The sequence below is a fragment of the Pseudomonas sp. WS 5146 genome, from assembly GCF_012985495.1.
In the GTDB taxonomy this organism is placed as follows: Bacteria; Pseudomonadota; Gammaproteobacteria; order Pseudomonadales; family Pseudomonadaceae; genus Aquipseudomonas; species Aquipseudomonas edaphica.
The window spans coordinates 61,989-78,351 of sequence record NZ_JAAQWL010000013.1 but is presented as its reverse complement, the minus strand read 5'-3'; the positions used below and the strand labels follow the sequence as shown (position 1 = coordinate 78,351).

Genomic DNA, 16,363 nt, shown 5'->3' with positions numbered 1-16,363 from the left:
CGCTTAGGGTTACCCCAGCTCCTAGAGAACATCCCTTTAAGCCCGCTAATCCCCATCGCGGGCTTTTCTTTGTCTGCGATTTGCAGAGCCGAGACGTGCCCTCGACGTCTTACCCGACGACCGCTATACACGCCCACCTTCAAAATGACACGATAACGCCTTGCCTTCGTAAGCAGGAATACAGGATGTTCAGTCACGTAACCGTTGGGACAAACGATCTTGATAAGGCGTCTAGCTTCTATGACGCGGTGCTGATCCCCTTGGGGCTCTGTCGTCGGCCTGTAACCCCTGATGGCGGGCCACCTTCGGCATGCTGGATCAAGCCAGATAACGCTCTCCCTCGCTTTTATGTGTACAGCCCTTATGACCGCAATGAGGCCGAAGCAGGGAATGGCAGCATGGTGGCTTTCACTGCACCCTCTCCAAATGCGGTAGATACCGCCTATGCAGCCGGGCTTCTTGCAGGTGGATCTGATGAGGGTGAACCTGGCCAACGCCCTCACTATGGTGACGGTTACTACGGTGCGTACCTGCGTGATCCAGATGGCAACAAGGTGCACATCGCTCATCGTGGCGATTTGCATGTGGCGGGATAGGCGCCGCTCACGGTATTGGCTTGAAGCCCGCCATTGCGCGGGCTGAATGTGCTGAATTGACTGTGTGACCAGGTGCTATCTACCGACTTTCCGAGCGCTAATCAGCAACTGGCATCTACCCGCCATCTGCGGGAGGGATACAGCCACATCAGACAACACGCGGTACATCTCATGCTCGTCCGCAAACGGGTAAACCTCGAGGTTGAGAGCGATCTGAATCTTGCGCAGATCTGTGCCTTCGACGAGCCAGCACTCAGCGGTGCGAGTCATCGCTGATCCGTTGTCATCCATCTGCCAGGCAAGAAAGTCGAATAGCCTGGCGACCTGCCGAAAGGATATCGAGTCAGGGATATCGGCAAATGGCCGACCACCAGGAGTGCCTACGAAATTCGGGGCGATTCAGCTACTGCTGTATATCACTGATCACAATCTGCGAGCTCCCCTCGATCCTTTTGACTTCTACAGTCATGCTCCCATGCTCGCCTTTGACCAAGTAAAGGTAAAGATGAAAACCTGGCCCAGTGTCACTTTCATCGTATACAAACCGTTTCAACAAGGTTAAGGAAGCAACATTACCTATCTGAGTAGTCACCTGTTGGTTTGAACGTAAATACTCCTGAAACGCAATATTCGCCTCATCCTTTGCCTCGTAGTATCTCAGCACAAACCCTGCTATCACGACGACCAACACTGTCGCAATTACAGACCTGATTTTTTTGAATCTCGGGCTTTTTAAACTACTCATACTGAATCGTCGCTGATTTGGCAGGCAGGTGGAATGACCATTTTTGACCAAGAACGGACAAATCACAATTGCGCCCCTGCCCAGGCATTCAGTGTGGATGGAATGTCAGGAACAGCGACCGACAGGTTTGAACCGGCAGGCGTTGCGCTTAAAAAGTTATTTTCTGAAAAGGTGCATCCACTTTGATCGTTGGCTCGTAGATTCAATACCCTCACTCGGAGGGCACAAGAGCCAAGGAGATTCATCATGCACGCCTTTTACAAAAAAATTGCTGCTGCAGCCTGCTTCGCGTTTCTCTCCGTTACTGCAACACTCAGCTTTGCTGCCGACACTGTGATGGTCGGAGGCGCAGCGATGTACCCAAGCAAAACCATCGTGGAGAACGCAGTCAATTCAAAGGACCACACCACACTGGTAGCGGCAGTCAAAGCTGCCGGCCTGGTTGATACACTCAACAGCAAAGGTCCTTTTACCGTATTCGCTCCGACAAACGAAGCCTTTGCCAAGCTGCCAGCAGGCACCGTCGAAACTCTGGTCAAGCCTGAGCACAAAGCCGACCTGACTAAAATTCTGACCTACCATGTAGTTGCTGGCACACATACATCAGCACAGCTGATGGCCGACGCCAAGAAGAATGGCGGCACCGTTGTGTTGAAAACAGTTCAGGGGGAGTCGCTGAATATTAAGCTGCACGACGGCAAGCTTTGGGTTGTCGATGCCAAAGGCGGTAAGGCGAGTATCAGCATCGCAGACGTTATGCAGTCCAACGGCGTAATCCACGTTATCGACTCGGTCTTGATGCCTTAAACGCTCTTGAACCCGGCAGGCGTGCAGTTTGCCGGGTGTTGAGGCGCGCATATAGGCAGTTACTGTCAATTCAAGGAAGAGCTATGTCATCGCTACTGTTTTACACAGATGCTAACGAGGCGATCGTAGTGACTGAATTGGGCAGGGAGATCCGGCGCTTGCCGCAAAGATCGGCGGGTATCAGTTCAGGAATATTCGACCCAAAGCGGGGTCAGAAATCGTGGATATTGGCGATGCAAGCCTGTTGCTGGGGCATAGCAATCAGGAAATCGCAAAGCGCGTTTACAGAAGGCTTGGCGCCACTGCGAAGCCGTCAAAATAGAAAAGTTCTGGAACACTTCCATAATAGCTATGGAACGCGGAACAAATACAAACCCGCCACGACCAACCCCCAGAAACGCAAAAGCCCCGCTTTCGCGGGGCTTTCGTGTAAATCTTGGCGGGAAACCAGGGATTCGAACCCTGGAGACGCTATTAACGTCCGCCGGTTTTCAAGACCGGTGCATTCAACCACTCTGCCAATTTCCCTTTTGCTTCACAGGATTATGATAGCCCATCCCGTGTCAGCGGGCGCCATAATACCCGAATGAAACACACTGTCAAACTCTTGCCATGGCTTGTTACAGAGCGTCTGTTATGATCCTTGCGACTGAATGTTTCAAAACTGAAGGAGTGTCGCCATGCGCGAACAGAATTACGCACTGAATGGTAACGCGCAGGCTGAGCAGCTTGAAGTCAGCCGCGTGTTGCGCAACACCTACGGCTTGCTCGCCCTTACCCTCGCGTTCAGCGGCGTAATGGCGTATGTGGCGCAGCAGATGCGCGTCGGCTACCCGAATATCTTTGTCGTGCTGATTGGTTTCTACGGTCTGTTCTTCCTGACCAACAAACTGCGTGACTCGGCCTGGGGCCTGGTGTCGGCGTTTGCCCTGACCGGTTTCATGGGCTTTATCCTTGGCCCGATCCTCAACCGTTACCTCGGCATGGCCGGCGGCGCGGAAGTGGTCAGCTCGGCATTTGCCATGACGGCCCTGGTGTTTGGTGGTCTGTCGGCCTACGTGCTGATCAGCCGTAAGGACATGAGCTTCCTGGGTGGCTTCATTACCGCAGGCTTCTTCGTGTTGCTGGCGGCAGTGGTTGCCGGCATGTTCTTCCAGATCAGCGGCTTGCAGCTGGCGATCAGCGCGGGTTTTGTGCTGTTCTCCTCCGTGTGCATCCTGTTCCAGACCAGCGCCATCATCCACGGCGGTGAGCGTAACTACATCATGGCGACCATCAGCCTGTATGTGTCGATCTACAACCTGTTCATTAGCCTGCTGCAGATCTTCGGCATCATGAGCCGCGATGACTGATTGCTAGCGCAATAAAAAATGCCCCGTATCGAAAGATACGGGGCATTTTTGTTTTCACGGGATTGCAAACGCTCAGTACTGGTTAGGTTCCATTTCCAGATCGACCTTGAAACGCTCAGCAATATCACGCTGGATGCGCAGTGCCAGGTTGGCAATATCATGCCCAGTGGCCGCGCCATAGTTGACCAGCACCAGCGCCTGCAGTTTATGCACGCCGGCATCGCCGTCGCGAAAGCCTTTCCAGCCGGCTTTATCGATCAACCAGCCAGCGGCGAGCTTCATCTGCCCATCGGCCTGCGGGTATGCCACCAGATCCGGATACTGCGCCTTCAGCTCAGCCGCCAACACATGGGACACCAGTGGGTTTTTGAAGAAACTGCCGGCATTGCCCAGTTCTGCCGGGTCGGGCAGTTTTTCACGGCGGATGCTGCAAATGGCACGGCTGACATCACTCGGCGTCGCCTCAGTGATGCCCTGCCCGGCCAGGCGCTGCTGCACCGGGCCGTAGTCGAGCTTGAGGTGCCTGGCGCGGCTCAGGGCGAAACGCACCCGCAGGATCAGCCAGCGCCCGGTTTCGTGCTTGAACAGGCTGTCACGGTAGGCGAAGTTGCATTCTTGCAGGCTGAAGTCGCGCAGCTCGCCGGTGTGGCGATCCAGGGCGGTGAGGCCGGCAAACACGTCCTTGATCTCCACACCGTAGGCGCCGATGTTCTGCATCGGCGCAGCACCGACGGTGCCTGGGATGAGGCTGAGGTTCTCGAGGCCGCAGAAGCCGTGTTCCAAGGTCCACACTACAAACGGGTGCCAGGCTTCGCCCGCTTCGGCTTCGACCACCACGTTTACACCGTCGTCCTGCAGCACCCGAACGCCCTGGGTGGCCATGCGCAACACCAACGCCTGGATATCCTGGGTCAACAGCAGGTTGCTGCCACCGCCGATCACCAACAGTGGTAATGACTGCGCCGTTGCATAGGCCAGGGCTTCACGCACATCGGCGTCGCTGCGGGCCTCGGCAAACCACTGGGCGCGCACGTCGATGCCGAAGCTGTTGAATGGCTTGAGCGATACCTGCGCAAGCACTTGCAAGGTCATAACCGCCCCTTCAATTCGATCACCAATAAATCACAGGCCCGCTCGATCAGGTCCAGTACCCGTTCGAAGCCTTGCTCGCCTTCATAGTAAGGGTCTGGCACCTCGTCCACCTCGGCGTCATAGCGGCGCAGGAACAAGTCCAGCTCGGCTTTACCTTGGCCAGGATGCAACGCCTTGAGGTTGCGCAGATTGCTGTGATCCATGGCCAGGATCAGGTCATATCGAGCAAAGTCTGCACGGGAAACCTGCTGGGCACGCTGGGCCGACAAGTCGTAACCGCGCACCAGCGCCGCGCGCTGGCTGCGCTGGTCCGGCGGGTTGCCGATGTGCCATTCACCCGTGCCGGCAGACGCCACTTCAACCTGGCCGGCCAGCCCCGCTTCGCGCAATTTATGGCGCAGCACACCTTCGGCGGTGGGCGAGCGGCAGATATTACCCAGGCAGACGAACAGAACCTCCATCAGGCCCCCAGCAGGCGACGGACGCGCTCAAGGTCTTCCTGGGTGTCGACACCGGCTGGCGGCGCTTCCAGCGCATCGCCCACGTGGATACGCACACCGTGCCACAGGGCACGCAGCTGTTCCAGGGACTCGGTGTTTTCCAGCCAGCACGGCCCCCAGCTGACGAAGTCATGCAGGAAACCGGCGCGGTAGGCATAAATGCCAATATGGCGACGGTACGGTACGCCCTGGGGCAATACGTCGGGCTGTTTGGCAAACGCATCCCGCGCCCAAGGCAGGGTCGAGCGACTGAAGGCCAGCGCAAGGCCATTGATATCGCTGACCACTTTGACCACGTTCGGGTTGAACAGGGTGTCGATGTCTTCGATCGGTTCGGCCAGGGTCGCCATACGCGCCTCGCCGTGCGCGGCCAGGTTGGCGGCGACCTGATCGATCACGCACGGCGGGATCAAGGGTTCGTCACCCTGCACATTGACCACGATCGCGTCGGGCGCCAACCCCAACTGCGTGGCGACTTCGGCCAGGCGGTCGGTGCCGGAATTGTGGTCTTCACGGGTCAGCACCGCTTCAGCACCGAAACCTTTGCAGGCTTCGATAATGCGCGGGTCATCGGTGGCAACCACCACGCGTTCGGCGCTGCTTTTGCAGGCCTGTTCCCACACCAGCTGGATCATCGGCTTGTTGCCGATCAATTGCAGCGGCTTGCCCGGCAGGCGCGTGGAGGCGTAGCGCGAAGGAATGACAACGGTAAAGGCGGTGGTCATTTATCCAGGCGCTCATCGGTGGTCAGGGTACGGGCTTCGCTTTCCAGCATTACCGGAATGCCATCACGGATCGGATAAGCCAGGCCGGCGCCCTTGCTGATCAACTCGGTTTTATCGGCGCTGAGCTTGAGCGGGCCTTTGCAGATCGGGCAAGCGAGGATGTCGAGCAGTTTGGTGTCCATGAGTATTTCCTGGAAAAAGCGGTTTAAGGCAAAAGTCGGGCGGGCAGCAGGCGCATCAATTGCGTGTCGAACCAGGCCACAAACGCCGGTGACGGCAATGCATCCACTGCAAGGTACCACCAGTCGGGCTGGGCAAAGGCGCGGCACTTCACCGCGTCTTTTTCGGTCATCACCAACGGCAATGACGGTGTGAAATTCAACACCTCTGCGCTGTACGGCGCATGGTCGGCAAATGCATGGGGAATCGGCTGCCAGTGTAGCGTTTCGAGGGTATTGAAGAAACGTTGCGGGTTACCGATACCCGCGACGGCATGGACCCGCTGGCCGGCGGCAAAGTGCTCCACCGATTGGCGCTCACCGGTTTTCAAGTTGATCAGCGCCGTGGGTTGCAGGCGAAAGGCAAACCCATCCTCGCGATCGGCTCCGGCGCCGTTGTACAACAGCGCATCCACGCTATGCAGGCGCTCCACCGGTTCGCGCAAAGGCCCGGCAGGCAGGCAACGGCGGTTGCCCAGGCCACGGGCGGCGTCGATCAGCACCAGTTCCAGGTCGCGGGCCAGGCGGTAATGCTGCAGGCCATCGTCGGAGAGGATCAGGTCAAGGGGTTCACTGGCCAGCAAGGCTTTGACGGCGCGGCTGCGGTCTGGATCGATCATCAGGGGTACGCCGCAGCGCTGAACGATCAGCAACGGCTCATCGCCCGCTACTTCGGCGCTATGGCTGGCCTCGACCCGCCACGGCAACTGCGGCGGCTTGGCACCATAGCCGCGGCTGACCACGCCGACCCGCAGGCCGCTGCGCCGGCAGTGTTCGATCAGCCACAGGATCAACGGCGTCTTGCCGGTGCCGCCGACGGTGATATTGCCCACCACCACCACAGGCACCGGCGGTTGATAAATCTCACCCTCGCCCGCCAGGAAGCGCGCGCGTTTGCGCTGTACAACGTGACGGTACATAGATTCCAGCGGCCGCAGCAGTACGAGTGCCGGATGGCCCTCGTACCACGCCTTGAGCAAACGATCGGACATGGCCATCAAGGCGGGCTCGCCGCCTCGACGGTGGTCATGCGCAGGTGGCTGAAGCCCAGCTTGCCGGCGGCGTCCATGGCGGTGATCACGGCTTGGTGCTGGGTTTTGCCGTCAGCGCTGATGGAAAGCGGCATATTGGTATCGCCACCGGACTCTTTCTGCAAGGCATCCATCAGGCTGGCAAGGTCATTTTTTTCGAGCAATTGGTTATTTACCGAAAACACCCCGTCGGCGCTGATGGCAATGTCCAGCTGCTTAATTTCCTGGTCTTCGGCCGGTGAGCCACTCACTGCTTCGGGTAAATCAACGCGCAGTTGGGTTTCGCGGGTGAAGGTGGTAGTCACGACAAAAAACAGCAGCAGGATAAAGACCACGTCGATCAGCGACGCCAGGTTGATATCAACATTCTCCCGTTGCTTGCGGCGAAATTTCACGCTCGACCCTCAACGAAATCGACATCACGATCGCCCTGCACCACTTCCACCAGCTTGATGGCTTCCTGCTCCATGCCGACCACCAGTTCATCGATGCGACGCTGCAGGAAGCGGTGGAAAAACACCGACGGAATACCGACCATCAGGCCGGCTGCCGTGGTGATCAAGGCCTTGGAAATACCACCGGCCAAGACGGCAGCGTTGGTGGTCATGCCTGAACCCATGAACGAGCTGAAAATGTCGATCATGCCCAGCACCGTGCCCAGCAAACCAAGCAACGGCGCCATGGCTGCGATGGTGCCGAGCGCATTGATATAGCGCTCCATTTCGTGGATGACGCGGGCAGCGGCCTCTTCGATGCATTCTTTCATGATCTCGCGACCATGTTTGGAATTGGCGAGGCCCGCTGCGAGGATTTCACCCAACGGCGAGTTGGCGCGTAACTCCTTGAGTTTTTCTTTATCCAGCTGTTTGTTCTTGATCCAGCCCCACACCTGCCCCAGCAGATGCTCGGGGGTTATGCGACTGGCGCGCAGGGTCCACAAACGTTCGGCAACGATGCCGAGTGCGGCGATGGAGCTCAAGATAATCGGCAACATCATCCAGCCGCCGGATTTGACCAATTCCCACACAGTGAATGTCCCCTCGAAAAAGTGCGCCACTTTACCATATAGGTTCACCCGCGTGGTTCGCAGGCGCCAGGCCCGCCTGTCGCAGGCCCAGGTGTTTGGTAAGCCTGTATTACGGTAACGCTTCGCGCCAGAATCGCCGTTGACTGCGCGCAACAACCGGTGCTCTAAAACTGCCCAGTTGCACACGCACGGCACCTTGCTCGGCGCTGTCGTAGACCCGGCTGCCCAGCGCCTGGTAACGCGCCATCACCTGCGGATGGGGATGCCCGAATGCGTTGCCACGGCCGCGGGAAATCAGCACCGACTTGGGCGCAAGCCGCTGTAAAAACGCCCAGGACGAGGAACTGCGACTGCCATGGTGCGGCGCTTGCAGCCAATCGGTCGGCACCGCCAAGGGCGAAGCGAGAAAGGCTGTTTCAGCCGCCTCATCAATATCGCCCGTCAGTAGCAACCGCTCGCCACGGGCCTGTACCTGCAAGACGCAGGATTTCGGATTGCTGCTGGTGGCGCCAGGCCATCGCCACACCTCGAATGACACGCCATCCCACTCCCAGCGCTCGCCATTGTTACAGGGCTGGGCGGCGAGAAAAGCCGGCAGCCCTTCGGTCTCTCCGCCGATAACCCTCCCGACGGGCAGCACACGGGCAACCGCTGCGGCACCGCCGGCATGGTCCGCGTGAGCGTGGCTGATCACCATCGCGTCCAACGCCGCCACCCCAACCTTTTGCAGGGATGGCAGCACCACGCGCGCGCCCAGGTCAACCACCCCCGAGCGCGGGCCTGCGTCGTAGAGCATGGCGTGATGGCGCGTGCGCAGGATCACCGCCTGCCCCTGGCCGACATCCAATTGCACCACCTCCACCTGCCCGTGCGGCACCAATGGTTTAGGGGCAAAGACGGCCAACAGCAGCATCGGCCAGCCCAGCAGCCGCAATGGCACGCCTTTGGGCAAGAGTAATAGCACCGCGCCCGTGACGCTGATCAACCAATAACCCAACGGCACGTCGGCGGGCACCCATGCTGCGCGCAGCCCGGCCAGCAGCGCCAAGCCTGTGAACAGGCCATCCAGTGCGCCACCGGCCAACCACAACAGGCCCTCTCCCACCCACGGCACCGCCAACAGTGCGGTGCCCAGCAGTGCCAACGGCAGCACCACCAGGCTGATCCACGGCACGGCAAACAGATTGGCCACCGGGGCGCTAAGGCTGATGGGCAACCCCAGCACCAGCAGCACCGGAAACAAACCGATGGCGATCAACCATTGGGGACGGGTCCAGGCCTGCCAGACGCTCCACGCGCCCAAACGCCCGCTGAACGCCAGCACCAGCACGGCCACGGCGGCAAACGACAACCAGAACCCCGGCTGCAAACTGGCCAGCGGCTCCAGCACCAGCACGGCATTGAACGCCAGTAATAACGGCCACCACACACCCAAGTGGCGAAACCGCAAACGCCACAGCAGCACCAACCCGACCATCACGCAAGCCCGCTGCACCGGAACACCGAACCCCGCCAGCAGGCCATAACCCAGCGCGGCAGCAAATGCCAGGCCGCAGGCCCACGGCAGCCAGGGCAAGGCGCGGGGCCAGCAACCGTAGCGCGCCAGCCCGGCCACCAGCGCGTAGATCAAACCGGCCAGCAAGCCAATGTGCTGGCCGGAAATCACCAACAGGTGCACCGTGCCGGTGTCCTGCAACACCCGCCAATCCTCGGTTGCCAGCCCCGAGCCGTCGCCCAGCACCAAGGCTGCCAGCCCCGCCTCGCGGCCCTGAGCATCCACCGCCAGCAGGCGCTGGCGGACGCTGTCACGCCAGGCATGGCGAGCCGGCGCCAGGCGTTGGCCATCTTTCACCGAGCCGGTGGCACCGATGCGCTGGGCCAGCAGCCAGGCCTCGTAGTCAAACCCCTGGAAGTTGAGCAGGCCCGCCGGCCGCTTGAGCGTGACCGCCAGACGCCAGCGCTCGCCGCTGTTAACCTGCGGGCCGCCATGCCAGGACAGCCGGATACGCTTGGGCAGCCGGGCCTTGCGTGACCGGCTGTCGGCCAGTTCGAAGCGCACGCCGGTGCTGGTGGTTTGCGGCAACCCGATGACGCGCCCCTCAACCCAGCGAGTCTGACCGTCCAGAGCCGGCCTTAATCGGTCGTCCAACGCCCATTGCGCGCTCATGCACGCCCAGCTCAAGCCCAACAGCAAAAACGCCAGCGGATAGGTACGAAACGGCAGCAACATCAAGGCCACTACCAACATGGCCAGCAGCCACGCGGTGGCGGGCAATGCGGGTAAAAATCGCAGCGACAACAAGCCCATTCCGAACGCGAACATCCCTGTTCTCATGAATCATCCTTTTCCAGTGATCCACTAGTCTTAGTCGGATACTTCCCGCGGCCTCTGATGTTTTGTCACAAAGTCTGAATTTTCTGTTTATAGAATGCGGGCATACTTGCCCCTCGAACTGACCTGGACCCCTTATGCCCCGGCGCTTATTCAAACGGTACATGCCCGACCCCACGAGTATCCGGGAACACAAGTCCTTACGATTTCTCGGCACGTTGTTGCATGACCCCAACCTCTGGCACCTGAACCGCCATTCCGTCGCCCGCGCCATGGCAGTGGGCCTGTTCGCGGCGTTTATCCCGATTCCGTTGCAGATGTTATTGGCGGCTGTGCTAGCGATCGCTGTGCGCGGGAATATGCCGATTGCCGTGAGCCTGGTGTGGCTGACCAACCCGATCACCATGCCGGTGGTGTTCTTCTGCACCTACCTGACCGGCGCCTGGCTGATGAACACGCCGCCGCGCAGCCTGCCCGACAACCTGACCTGGGAGTGGATCAGCAGCCAACTGGGCACACTGTGGCAGCCGTTCCTGTTGGGTTCCGTGGTGTGCGGGCTGGTGCTGGCCGCGCTGGCCTATTGCCTGACGATGGGCTACTGGCGCTGGTGGGTCGCGCATCAGTGGAAGAAGCGCAAACAACGACGCACCTGACAGCTAGCGCGCTGGCAGCCGCAGATGCACGCACAAACCTTGCGCGCTGTTCTGCGCCCACAACGTCCCACCCTGGCGCTGTACCGCATTGCGGGCGATGCTCAAGCCCAGACCAAAACCGCCATCACCCGGCCGTGAGCCTTCGAGGCGGGTGAACGGCGCAAAGATACGTTCCAAGTCCTGCTCATCAATACCGCCGCCCTGGTCTTGCAGCCAGATATGCCAATCATCGCCCTCGCGACAGCCGTCCAGCGTCACCTGCCCCTGAGCGGGGGAATGTCGGATGGCATTGCGCAGGATATTTTCCAGGGCCTGGGCCAGCGCATTCAGGTTGCCGCGCACCCAGCAGTCGACGGGCAACAGACACGGCAAACGCGCTGCTGGCCAGTCACTTTCATAACAAGCGTTTTCCCGCAGCATGTCCCACAAGGCCGGAAGCTGGATGGCTTCCTCGGGTAACCGCGTTCGCTCGCTGTCCAGCCAGGCCAGTTGCAGGCTGTCTTCCACCAGGCGCTGCATGGCGTCAATCTCCCGGCCCAGGCGCTCGCGCAACTGCGCTAGATCCTGCTCACTGTCACAGGCCACGCGCAAACGGCTCAACGGCGTGCGCAGCTCATGGGACATGTCCCGCAATAACTGTTGCTGCAACTCCACCGTGCCCTGCAAACGCTCGGACATGTGGTCAAAGGCGCGGCCCAACTCACCCAATTCATCCTGGCGGCTGGTGGCCTCGCGGGACATGCGCGTATTCAATTGATCGGCGCGCCAGGCGTTGGCCTGCTCGCGCAACTGGTTCAGCGGCATGATCAGCAGCCGATAAAGCCCCACGCACAGCAGCAAGGTAAACAAGCCGGGAATCACGCCGTTGGTCACCACGCGCCAGAACACCTGATAGCGCCCCGGCATAAAGCGCTTGGGTAATTCGATTACCAGCGAGCCGGCGCCAGGGTTGACCGGGAATGGGATTTTCACCCAGGGCAGGCCTTTGACGTGTCGGCTGACCGGCCACTCCAGCCCGCGCAGAAAAGTCAGGCGCTGGCTTTCCTTGTCGCTCAGCGGCAGGCTGCTCAGCGACTGCAAGTCGTGGCCGATCACCCCGATCCAGGTCGATTCGCGCGTAGCCATCAGCTGCAACCAGGCGTCCACGCCAGCACTGCCCTGGGTACTCCAGGCCAATTCCGCGCCCGCGGCATAGCCGCGCAAAATCTCGCGGGACTCCTCGGCCACATAGGCGTTCTGCTCTTCCATATAGCGGCCCCAGGACCAACTGAGCCAGATCATCAGCAAACAGAAGGCGATCAGCAGGCAGGCGAGCTTCCAGAATAACGAGTGCCGGCCGGGCAGCCGCTCAAAGCCCTTCATCATGGCCGCTCAGTACATAACCCTTGCCCCACACCGTGCGCACTTCGCGCTCGCTGTAGCCGATGGCCTTGAGCTTGCGGCGAATCTGGCTGATATGCATGTCCAGGCTGCGATCGTGAGGCGCGTAACCGCGCTGCAACACATGCTGGTAAAGGAAGGCTTTGCTGAGCACTTCATCGGCGCTACGGTGCAAGGTCTCGAGCAAGCGATACTCGCTGCGCGTCAGCCCGGCCCAGTGTTCTTGAAAGAACACGTCGTACAGTTCATCGTCAAAACGCAGGCTGCGTGCATCGTCGCGTGCCGGTAAACGCAGCGGCAACGGCCGCCGGTCCAGGGCCACGCGGCGCAGGATGGCTTCGATGCGTACACGCAGTTCAACCATGCTGAACGGCTTGGGCAGGTAGTCGTCCGCACCCAGGCGAAAACCGCTGATGCGATCGGCCTCGGCGCCCAGCGCAGACATGAGGATCACCGGCGTCGCATGGTGCTGGCGCAAATGGGTAAGAATCGACAAACCGTCCATGCCCGGCAGCAGGATGTCCATCAACACCACGTCGAACGCCTGGTCACGTGCCATCTGCAGGCCCTGTTGGCCGTTCTGGCACCAGGTGACCTGGAAGCCACAGCAGCCCAGTTGCTCATGCACATAGGCGCCCAATACAGGGTCGTCTTCGATTGCCAGGATACTGGGTAGGCCAACTGCGGGATTCATTAGCGTCTGCAAGTCATTCTCAATCGCTGATTATTCAAGATTAAACGGTGACAGGCAATCGCCACCCGGCTGCCAATGGTTCGAAGATTGCGCTCGGCGATTGACGTCGGAGATTGACGTCGATCATTAATTTGCGAGGTTCCACACCGCGCAAATGGCTACACTGCGCAGGTGGCGTGGGCCGGATGCCCGCGCAGATAAACGAAAACAGTGTGGTAGCAGGAGAGTGGCGTGCTTAGAAGAATGGGGATAAAAGGCCGCGTACTGTTGCTGACCTTATTACCGACTAGCCTGATGGCCCTGTTGTTGGGGGGCTATTTCACCTGGATGCAGCTGTCGGAGTTGCAGACCCAATTGCTGCAACGCGGCGAAATGATCGCCGAGCAATTGGCGCCGCTGGTGGCCCCGGCGTTGAGCAGCAAGAACACCGACCTGCTTGAACGCATCGCCACCCAGTCGCTGGAGCAACCGGACGTGCGCGCGGTGTCGTTCCTGGCACCGGACCGCTCGTCCCTGGCCCACGCCGGCCCGACCATGCTTAACCTCGCGCCGGTCGGCAACAGTTCGCACCTGCTGCAGCGCAGTGGCAATGACGCCACGCGCTACCTGCTGCCGGTGTTCGGTCGCCATCGCAACCTCGCGGGCGAATTGATCCCCGATGAAGCCGATCGCCTGCTGGGTTGGGTCGAAGTGGAGCTGTCGCACAATGGCATGTTGCTGCGCGGTTATCGCAGCCTGTTTGCCAGCCTGCTGCTGATCGCCATCGGCCTGATCTGCACGGCCGCCCTGGCGTTGCGCATCAGCCGCACGATCAACTCGCCCATCGGCCAGATCAAGCAAGCTGTGGCCCAACTCAAGGACGGCAACCTCGAAACCCGCCTGCCACCGTTGGGCAGCCAGGAGTTGGACCAATTGGCCTCGGGCATCAACCGCATGGCCGAAACCCTGCAAAATGCCCAGGAAGAACTGCAACACAGTATCGATCAGGCCACCGAAGATGTGCGTCAGAACCTGGAAACCATCGAGATCCAGAACATCGAGCTGGACCTGGCGCGCAAGGAGGCCCTGGAGGCCAGCCGGATCAAGTCGGAGTTCCTCGCCAACATGAGCCATGAAATCCGCACGCCGCTCAACGGCATCCTGGGTTTCACTCATCTGCTGCAAAAAAGCGAGCTGTCGCCGCGTCAGCTGGATTACCTGGGCACCATCGAAAAATCCGCCGACAACCTGCTGGGTATCATCAACGAGATCCTCGACTTCTCGAAAATCGAAGCCGGCAAGCTGGTGCTCGACAGTGTGCCCTTCAACCTGCGCGACTTGCTGCAAGACACCCTCACCATCCTCGCCCCCGCCGCCCATGCCAAACAGCTTGAGCTGGTCAGCCTGGTGTACCGCGACACGCCGCTGGCGCTGGTGGGCGACCCGTTGCGCCTCAAGCAGATCCTCACCAACCTGATCAGCAACGCGATCAAGTTCACCCGCGAAGGCACTATCGTTGCCCGCGCGATGGTCGAAGACGAACAGGAAGACAGCGTGCAACTGCGCATCAGTGTGCAAGACACCGGCATCGGCCTGTCGAACCAGGACGTGCGTGCGTTGTTCCAGGCCTTCAGCCAGGCCGACAACTCGCTGTCGCGCCAACCCGGCGGCACCGGCCTGGGCCTGGTGATTTCCAAGCGGCTGATCGAGCAAATGGGCGGTGAGATCGGCGTCGACAGCACACCGGGCGAAGGCTCGGAGTTCTGGATCAGCCTGAGCCTGCCCAAAACCCGCGACGACGCCGAAGACCTGCCCTCCCCGCCGCTGCTCGGCCGTCGTGTGGCCGTGCTGGAAAACCACGAGCTCGCGCGCCAGGCGTTGCAGCACCAACTGGAAGATTGCGGCCTGCAAGTCACACCGTTCAATACCCTGGAAAGCCTGACCAACGGCATCACCAGCGCACACCAGACTGAACAGGCAATCGACCTGGCAGTGCTCGGTGTCACCGCCAATGACATTCCGCCCGAACGCCTCAACCAGCATCTATGGGACCTGGAACACCTGGGCTGCAAGGTGCTGGTGCTGTGCCCGACCACCGAACAGATGTTGTTCAACCAGTCAGTGCCCAACCCCAACAGCCAGTTGCAGGCCAAACCTGCGTGTACGCGCAAACTGCGCCGTGCACTGGCCGATTTGATCAGCCCGCGCCCATTGCGCAGCGAACCCGGCGAACCGCTCTCCAGCCGAGCGCCGCGCGTACTCTGCGTGGACGACAACCCGGCCAACCTGTTGCTGGTGCAAACGTTGCTCGAAGACATGGGCGCCAAGGTGCACGCGGTCGAAAGCGGTTATGCGGCCATTGACGCGGTGAAGCAGGAAACCTTCGACCTGGTGCTGATGGACGTACAAATGCCCGGCATGGACGGGCGCCAAAGCACCGAGGCGATCCGCCAATGGGAAAGCGAACGCCACGGTACGCCGCTGCCGGTGGTCGCCCTCACCGCCCACGCCATGGCCAACGAAAAACGCGCGCTGCTGCAAAGCGGTATGGACGATTACCTGACCAAACCCATCAGCGAGCGGCAGTTGGCCCAAGTAGTGTTGAAGTGGACCGGCCTGGCCCTGCGCAATCAAGGGCCGGAGCGCGCGACTGACGGCTTGGCACCCGGCGTGCAACTGCTGGTACTGGATCATGAGGAAGGCCTGCGTCTGGCGGCCAACAAAGCCGACCTGGCCGCCGACATGCTCGCCATGCTGCTGGCCTCGCTGGAAGCCGATCGCCTGGCGATCACCGCCGCCCGTGAAGCCAAAGACAACAATGCGCTGATTGAACGCGTGCATCGCCTGCATGGCGCCACCCGCTACTGCGGCGTGCCTCAATTGCGCGCCGCCTGCCAGCGCGCGGAAACCTTGCTCAAGCAAGACGACGCCAAGGCCATCGCCGCGCTGGATGAACTGGACATGGCGATTGCGCGGTTGGCCAGTGAGGCACGGGTCAGCGCCTGAGGCTTCTCCAGGCCTGTGTTGAGCGGGCTTGTGTGGGAGCTGGCTTGTGTGGGAGCTGGCTTGTGTGGGAGCTGGCTTGTGTGGGAGCTGGCTTGTGTGGGAGCTGGCTTGTGTGGGAGCTGGCTTGCCTGCGATAGCATCAACGCGGTGAACAGCCAGGCCCAGTTGCCCGCATCGCAGGCAAGCCAGCTCCCACAAAAAGCCCGGTGCCCACATCGGCCTACCT

Annotated in this window: 15 protein-coding genes, 1 tRNA gene and 1 pseudogene; 6 read left to right on the top strand and 11 right to left on the bottom strand. The window is 60.4% G+C overall.

Going from position 1 to position 16,363, the window contains the following annotated elements; genetic code table 11:
• The first annotated feature begins 185 nt into the window (after positions 1-185).
• The 3 genes and pseudogenes from HBO41_RS26305 to HBO41_RS29610 form a co-directional block, all read left to right on the top strand.
• Positions 186-596: a VOC family protein gene (locus HBO41_RS26305; protein WP_169988286.1), complete on the top strand. Its 411-nt coding sequence runs from the start codon at positions 186-188 to the stop codon at positions 594-596.
• 991 nt (positions 597-1,587) lie between these two features.
• The gene (locus HBO41_RS26300; RefSeq protein ID WP_017136558.1) at positions 1,588-2,148 is read left to right on the top strand and encodes a fasciclin domain-containing protein; all 561 of its coding nucleotides are present in this window, start codon (positions 1,588-1,590) and stop codon (positions 2,146-2,148) included.
• A 145-nt stretch (positions 2,149-2,293) separates the two neighbouring features.
• A pseudogene (locus tag HBO41_RS29610) lies at positions 2,294-2,470 on the top strand (integrase); the annotation flags it as partial.
• 115 nt (positions 2,471-2,585) lie between these two features.
• Here HBO41_RS29610 and HBO41_RS26295 read toward each other — a convergent pair.
• Positions 2,586-2,676, bottom strand: a tRNA-Ser gene (locus tag HBO41_RS26295).
• Between the two features lie 152 nt (positions 2,677-2,828).
• Between HBO41_RS26295 and HBO41_RS26290 the strand changes: the two genes are divergently transcribed.
• Positions 2,829-3,500 (top strand): Bax inhibitor-1/YccA family protein, encoded by a 672-nt coding sequence (locus HBO41_RS26290; RefSeq protein ID WP_058419884.1) that lies wholly within the window; start codon positions 2,829-2,831, stop codon positions 3,498-3,500.
• 72 nt (positions 3,501-3,572) lie between these two features.
• On the opposite strand, the gene murB is transcribed toward HBO41_RS26290, so the two are convergent.
• The 8 genes from murB to HBO41_RS26250 all read right to left on the bottom strand — a co-directional run bounded on the left by murB (position 3,573) and on the right by HBO41_RS26250 (position 10,428).
• Positions 3,573-4,592, bottom strand: coding sequence for a UDP-N-acetylmuramate dehydrogenase (gene murB / locus HBO41_RS26285; protein WP_017136560.1), 1,020 nt, complete (start codon positions 4,590-4,592; stop codon positions 3,573-3,575).
• Positions 4,589-5,053 carry a low molecular weight protein-tyrosine-phosphatase gene (locus tag HBO41_RS26280; protein WP_017136561.1) on the bottom strand — a complete coding sequence of 155 codons (465 nt, stop codon included), beginning with the start codon at positions 5,051-5,053 and terminating at the stop codon, positions 4,589-4,591. Before HBO41_RS26280 ends, murB begins: the two co-directional genes overlap by 4 nt.
• Entirely contained in the window at positions 5,053-5,817 is a 765-nt protein-coding gene (gene kdsB / locus HBO41_RS26275; protein ID WP_169988284.1) for a 3-deoxy-manno-octulosonate cytidylyltransferase, read from the bottom strand. The genes HBO41_RS26280 and kdsB overlap by 1 nt, the downstream gene beginning before the upstream one ends.
• Complete coding sequence (locus tag HBO41_RS26270) at positions 5,814-5,999, bottom strand: Trm112 family protein (protein ID WP_003174668.1); 186 nt, start codon at positions 5,997-5,999, stop codon at positions 5,814-5,816. The genes kdsB and HBO41_RS26270 overlap by 4 nt, the downstream gene beginning before the upstream one ends.
• A 23-nt stretch (positions 6,000-6,022) precedes the next feature.
• Positions 6,023-7,033: a tetraacyldisaccharide 4'-kinase gene (lpxK, locus tag HBO41_RS26265; protein ID WP_099548010.1), complete on the bottom strand. Its 1,011-nt coding sequence runs from the start codon at positions 7,031-7,033 to the stop codon at positions 6,023-6,025.
• Positions 7,033-7,461 (bottom strand): biopolymer transporter ExbD, encoded by a 429-nt coding sequence (locus tag HBO41_RS26260; protein WP_017136564.1) that lies wholly within the window; start codon positions 7,459-7,461, stop codon positions 7,033-7,035. The genes lpxK and HBO41_RS26260 overlap by 1 nt, the downstream gene beginning before the upstream one ends.
• Positions 7,458-8,093, bottom strand: coding sequence for a MotA/TolQ/ExbB proton channel family protein (locus HBO41_RS26255; protein WP_016969293.1), 636 nt, complete (start codon positions 8,091-8,093; stop codon positions 7,458-7,460). Before HBO41_RS26255 ends, HBO41_RS26260 begins: the two co-directional genes overlap by 4 nt.
• A gap of 109 nt (positions 8,094-8,202) precedes the next feature.
• Positions 8,203-10,428, bottom strand: coding sequence for a DNA internalization-related competence protein ComEC/Rec2 (locus HBO41_RS26250; RefSeq protein WP_169988282.1), 2,226 nt, complete (start codon positions 10,426-10,428; stop codon positions 8,203-8,205).
• Between the two features lie 134 nt (positions 10,429-10,562).
• Here HBO41_RS26250 and HBO41_RS26245 point away from each other — a divergent pair, with 134 nt between their 5' ends.
• Positions 10,563-11,078, top strand: coding sequence for a DUF2062 domain-containing protein (locus HBO41_RS26245; RefSeq protein WP_017136567.1), 516 nt, complete (start codon positions 10,563-10,565; stop codon positions 11,076-11,078).
• A gap of 3 nt (positions 11,079-11,081) precedes the next feature.
• On the opposite strand, the gene HBO41_RS26240 is transcribed toward HBO41_RS26245, so the two are convergent.
• Both HBO41_RS26240 and HBO41_RS26235 read right to left on the bottom strand, forming a co-directional pair.
• Positions 11,082-12,440, bottom strand: a complete 1,359-nt coding sequence (locus HBO41_RS26240) for a sensor histidine kinase (protein ID WP_169988387.1) — start codon at positions 12,438-12,440, stop codon at positions 11,082-11,084.
• Positions 12,427-13,152 carry a response regulator transcription factor gene (locus tag HBO41_RS26235; RefSeq protein WP_138450904.1) on the bottom strand — a complete coding sequence of 242 codons (726 nt, stop codon included), beginning with the start codon at positions 13,150-13,152 and terminating at the stop codon, positions 12,427-12,429. Before HBO41_RS26235 ends, HBO41_RS26240 begins: the two co-directional genes overlap by 14 nt.
• Positions 13,153-13,383: 231 nt before the next feature.
• On the opposite strand from HBO41_RS26235, the gene HBO41_RS26230 reads away from it, so the two are divergent.
• On the top strand, positions 13,384-16,137 hold the full coding sequence (locus HBO41_RS26230) for a response regulator (protein ID WP_017136570.1): 2,754 nt from the start codon (positions 13,384-13,386) through the stop codon (positions 16,135-16,137).
• The last annotated feature ends 226 nt before the right edge of the window (positions 16,138-16,363 follow it).

Excerpts from the sequence above, each read along its gene's own strand:
- HBO41_RS26305 (WP_169988286.1), top strand. The coding sequence starts at position 186 with ATGTTCAGTCACGTAACCGTTGGGACAAACGATCTTGATAAGGCGTCT.
- HBO41_RS26280 (WP_017136561.1), bottom strand. The coding sequence starts at position 5,053 with ATGGAGGTTCTGTTCGTCTGCCTGGGTAATATCTGCCGCTCGCCCACC.
- lpxK (WP_099548010.1), bottom strand. The coding sequence starts at position 7,033 with ATGGCCATGTCCGATCGTTTGCTCAAGGCGTGGTACGAGGGCCATCCG.
- HBO41_RS26270 (WP_003174668.1), bottom strand. The coding sequence starts at position 5,999 with ATGGACACCAAACTGCTCGACATCCTCGCTTGCCCGATCTGCAAAGGC.
- HBO41_RS26250 (WP_169988282.1), bottom strand. The coding sequence starts at position 10,428 with ATGAGAACAGGGATGTTCGCGTTCGGAATGGGCTTGTTGTCGCTGCGA.
- kdsB (WP_169988284.1), bottom strand. The coding sequence starts at position 5,817 with ATGACCACCGCCTTTACCGTTGTCATTCCTTCGCGCTACGCCTCCACG.
- HBO41_RS26240 (WP_169988387.1), bottom strand. The coding sequence starts at position 12,440 with ATGAAGGGCTTTGAGCGGCTGCCCGGCCGGCACTCGTTATTCTGGAAG.
- murB (WP_017136560.1), bottom strand. The coding sequence starts at position 4,592 with ATGACCTTGCAAGTGCTTGCGCAGGTATCGCTCAAGCCATTCAACAGC.
- HBO41_RS26290 (WP_058419884.1), top strand. The coding sequence starts at position 2,829 with ATGCGCGAACAGAATTACGCACTGAATGGTAACGCGCAGGCTGAGCAG.
- HBO41_RS26300 (WP_017136558.1), top strand. The coding sequence starts at position 1,588 with ATGCACGCCTTTTACAAAAAAATTGCTGCTGCAGCCTGCTTCGCGTTT.
- HBO41_RS26235 (WP_138450904.1), bottom strand. The coding sequence starts at position 13,152 with ATGAATCCCGCAGTTGGCCTACCCAGTATCCTGGCAATCGAAGACGAC.
- HBO41_RS26245 (WP_017136567.1), top strand. The coding sequence starts at position 10,563 with ATGCCCCGGCGCTTATTCAAACGGTACATGCCCGACCCCACGAGTATC.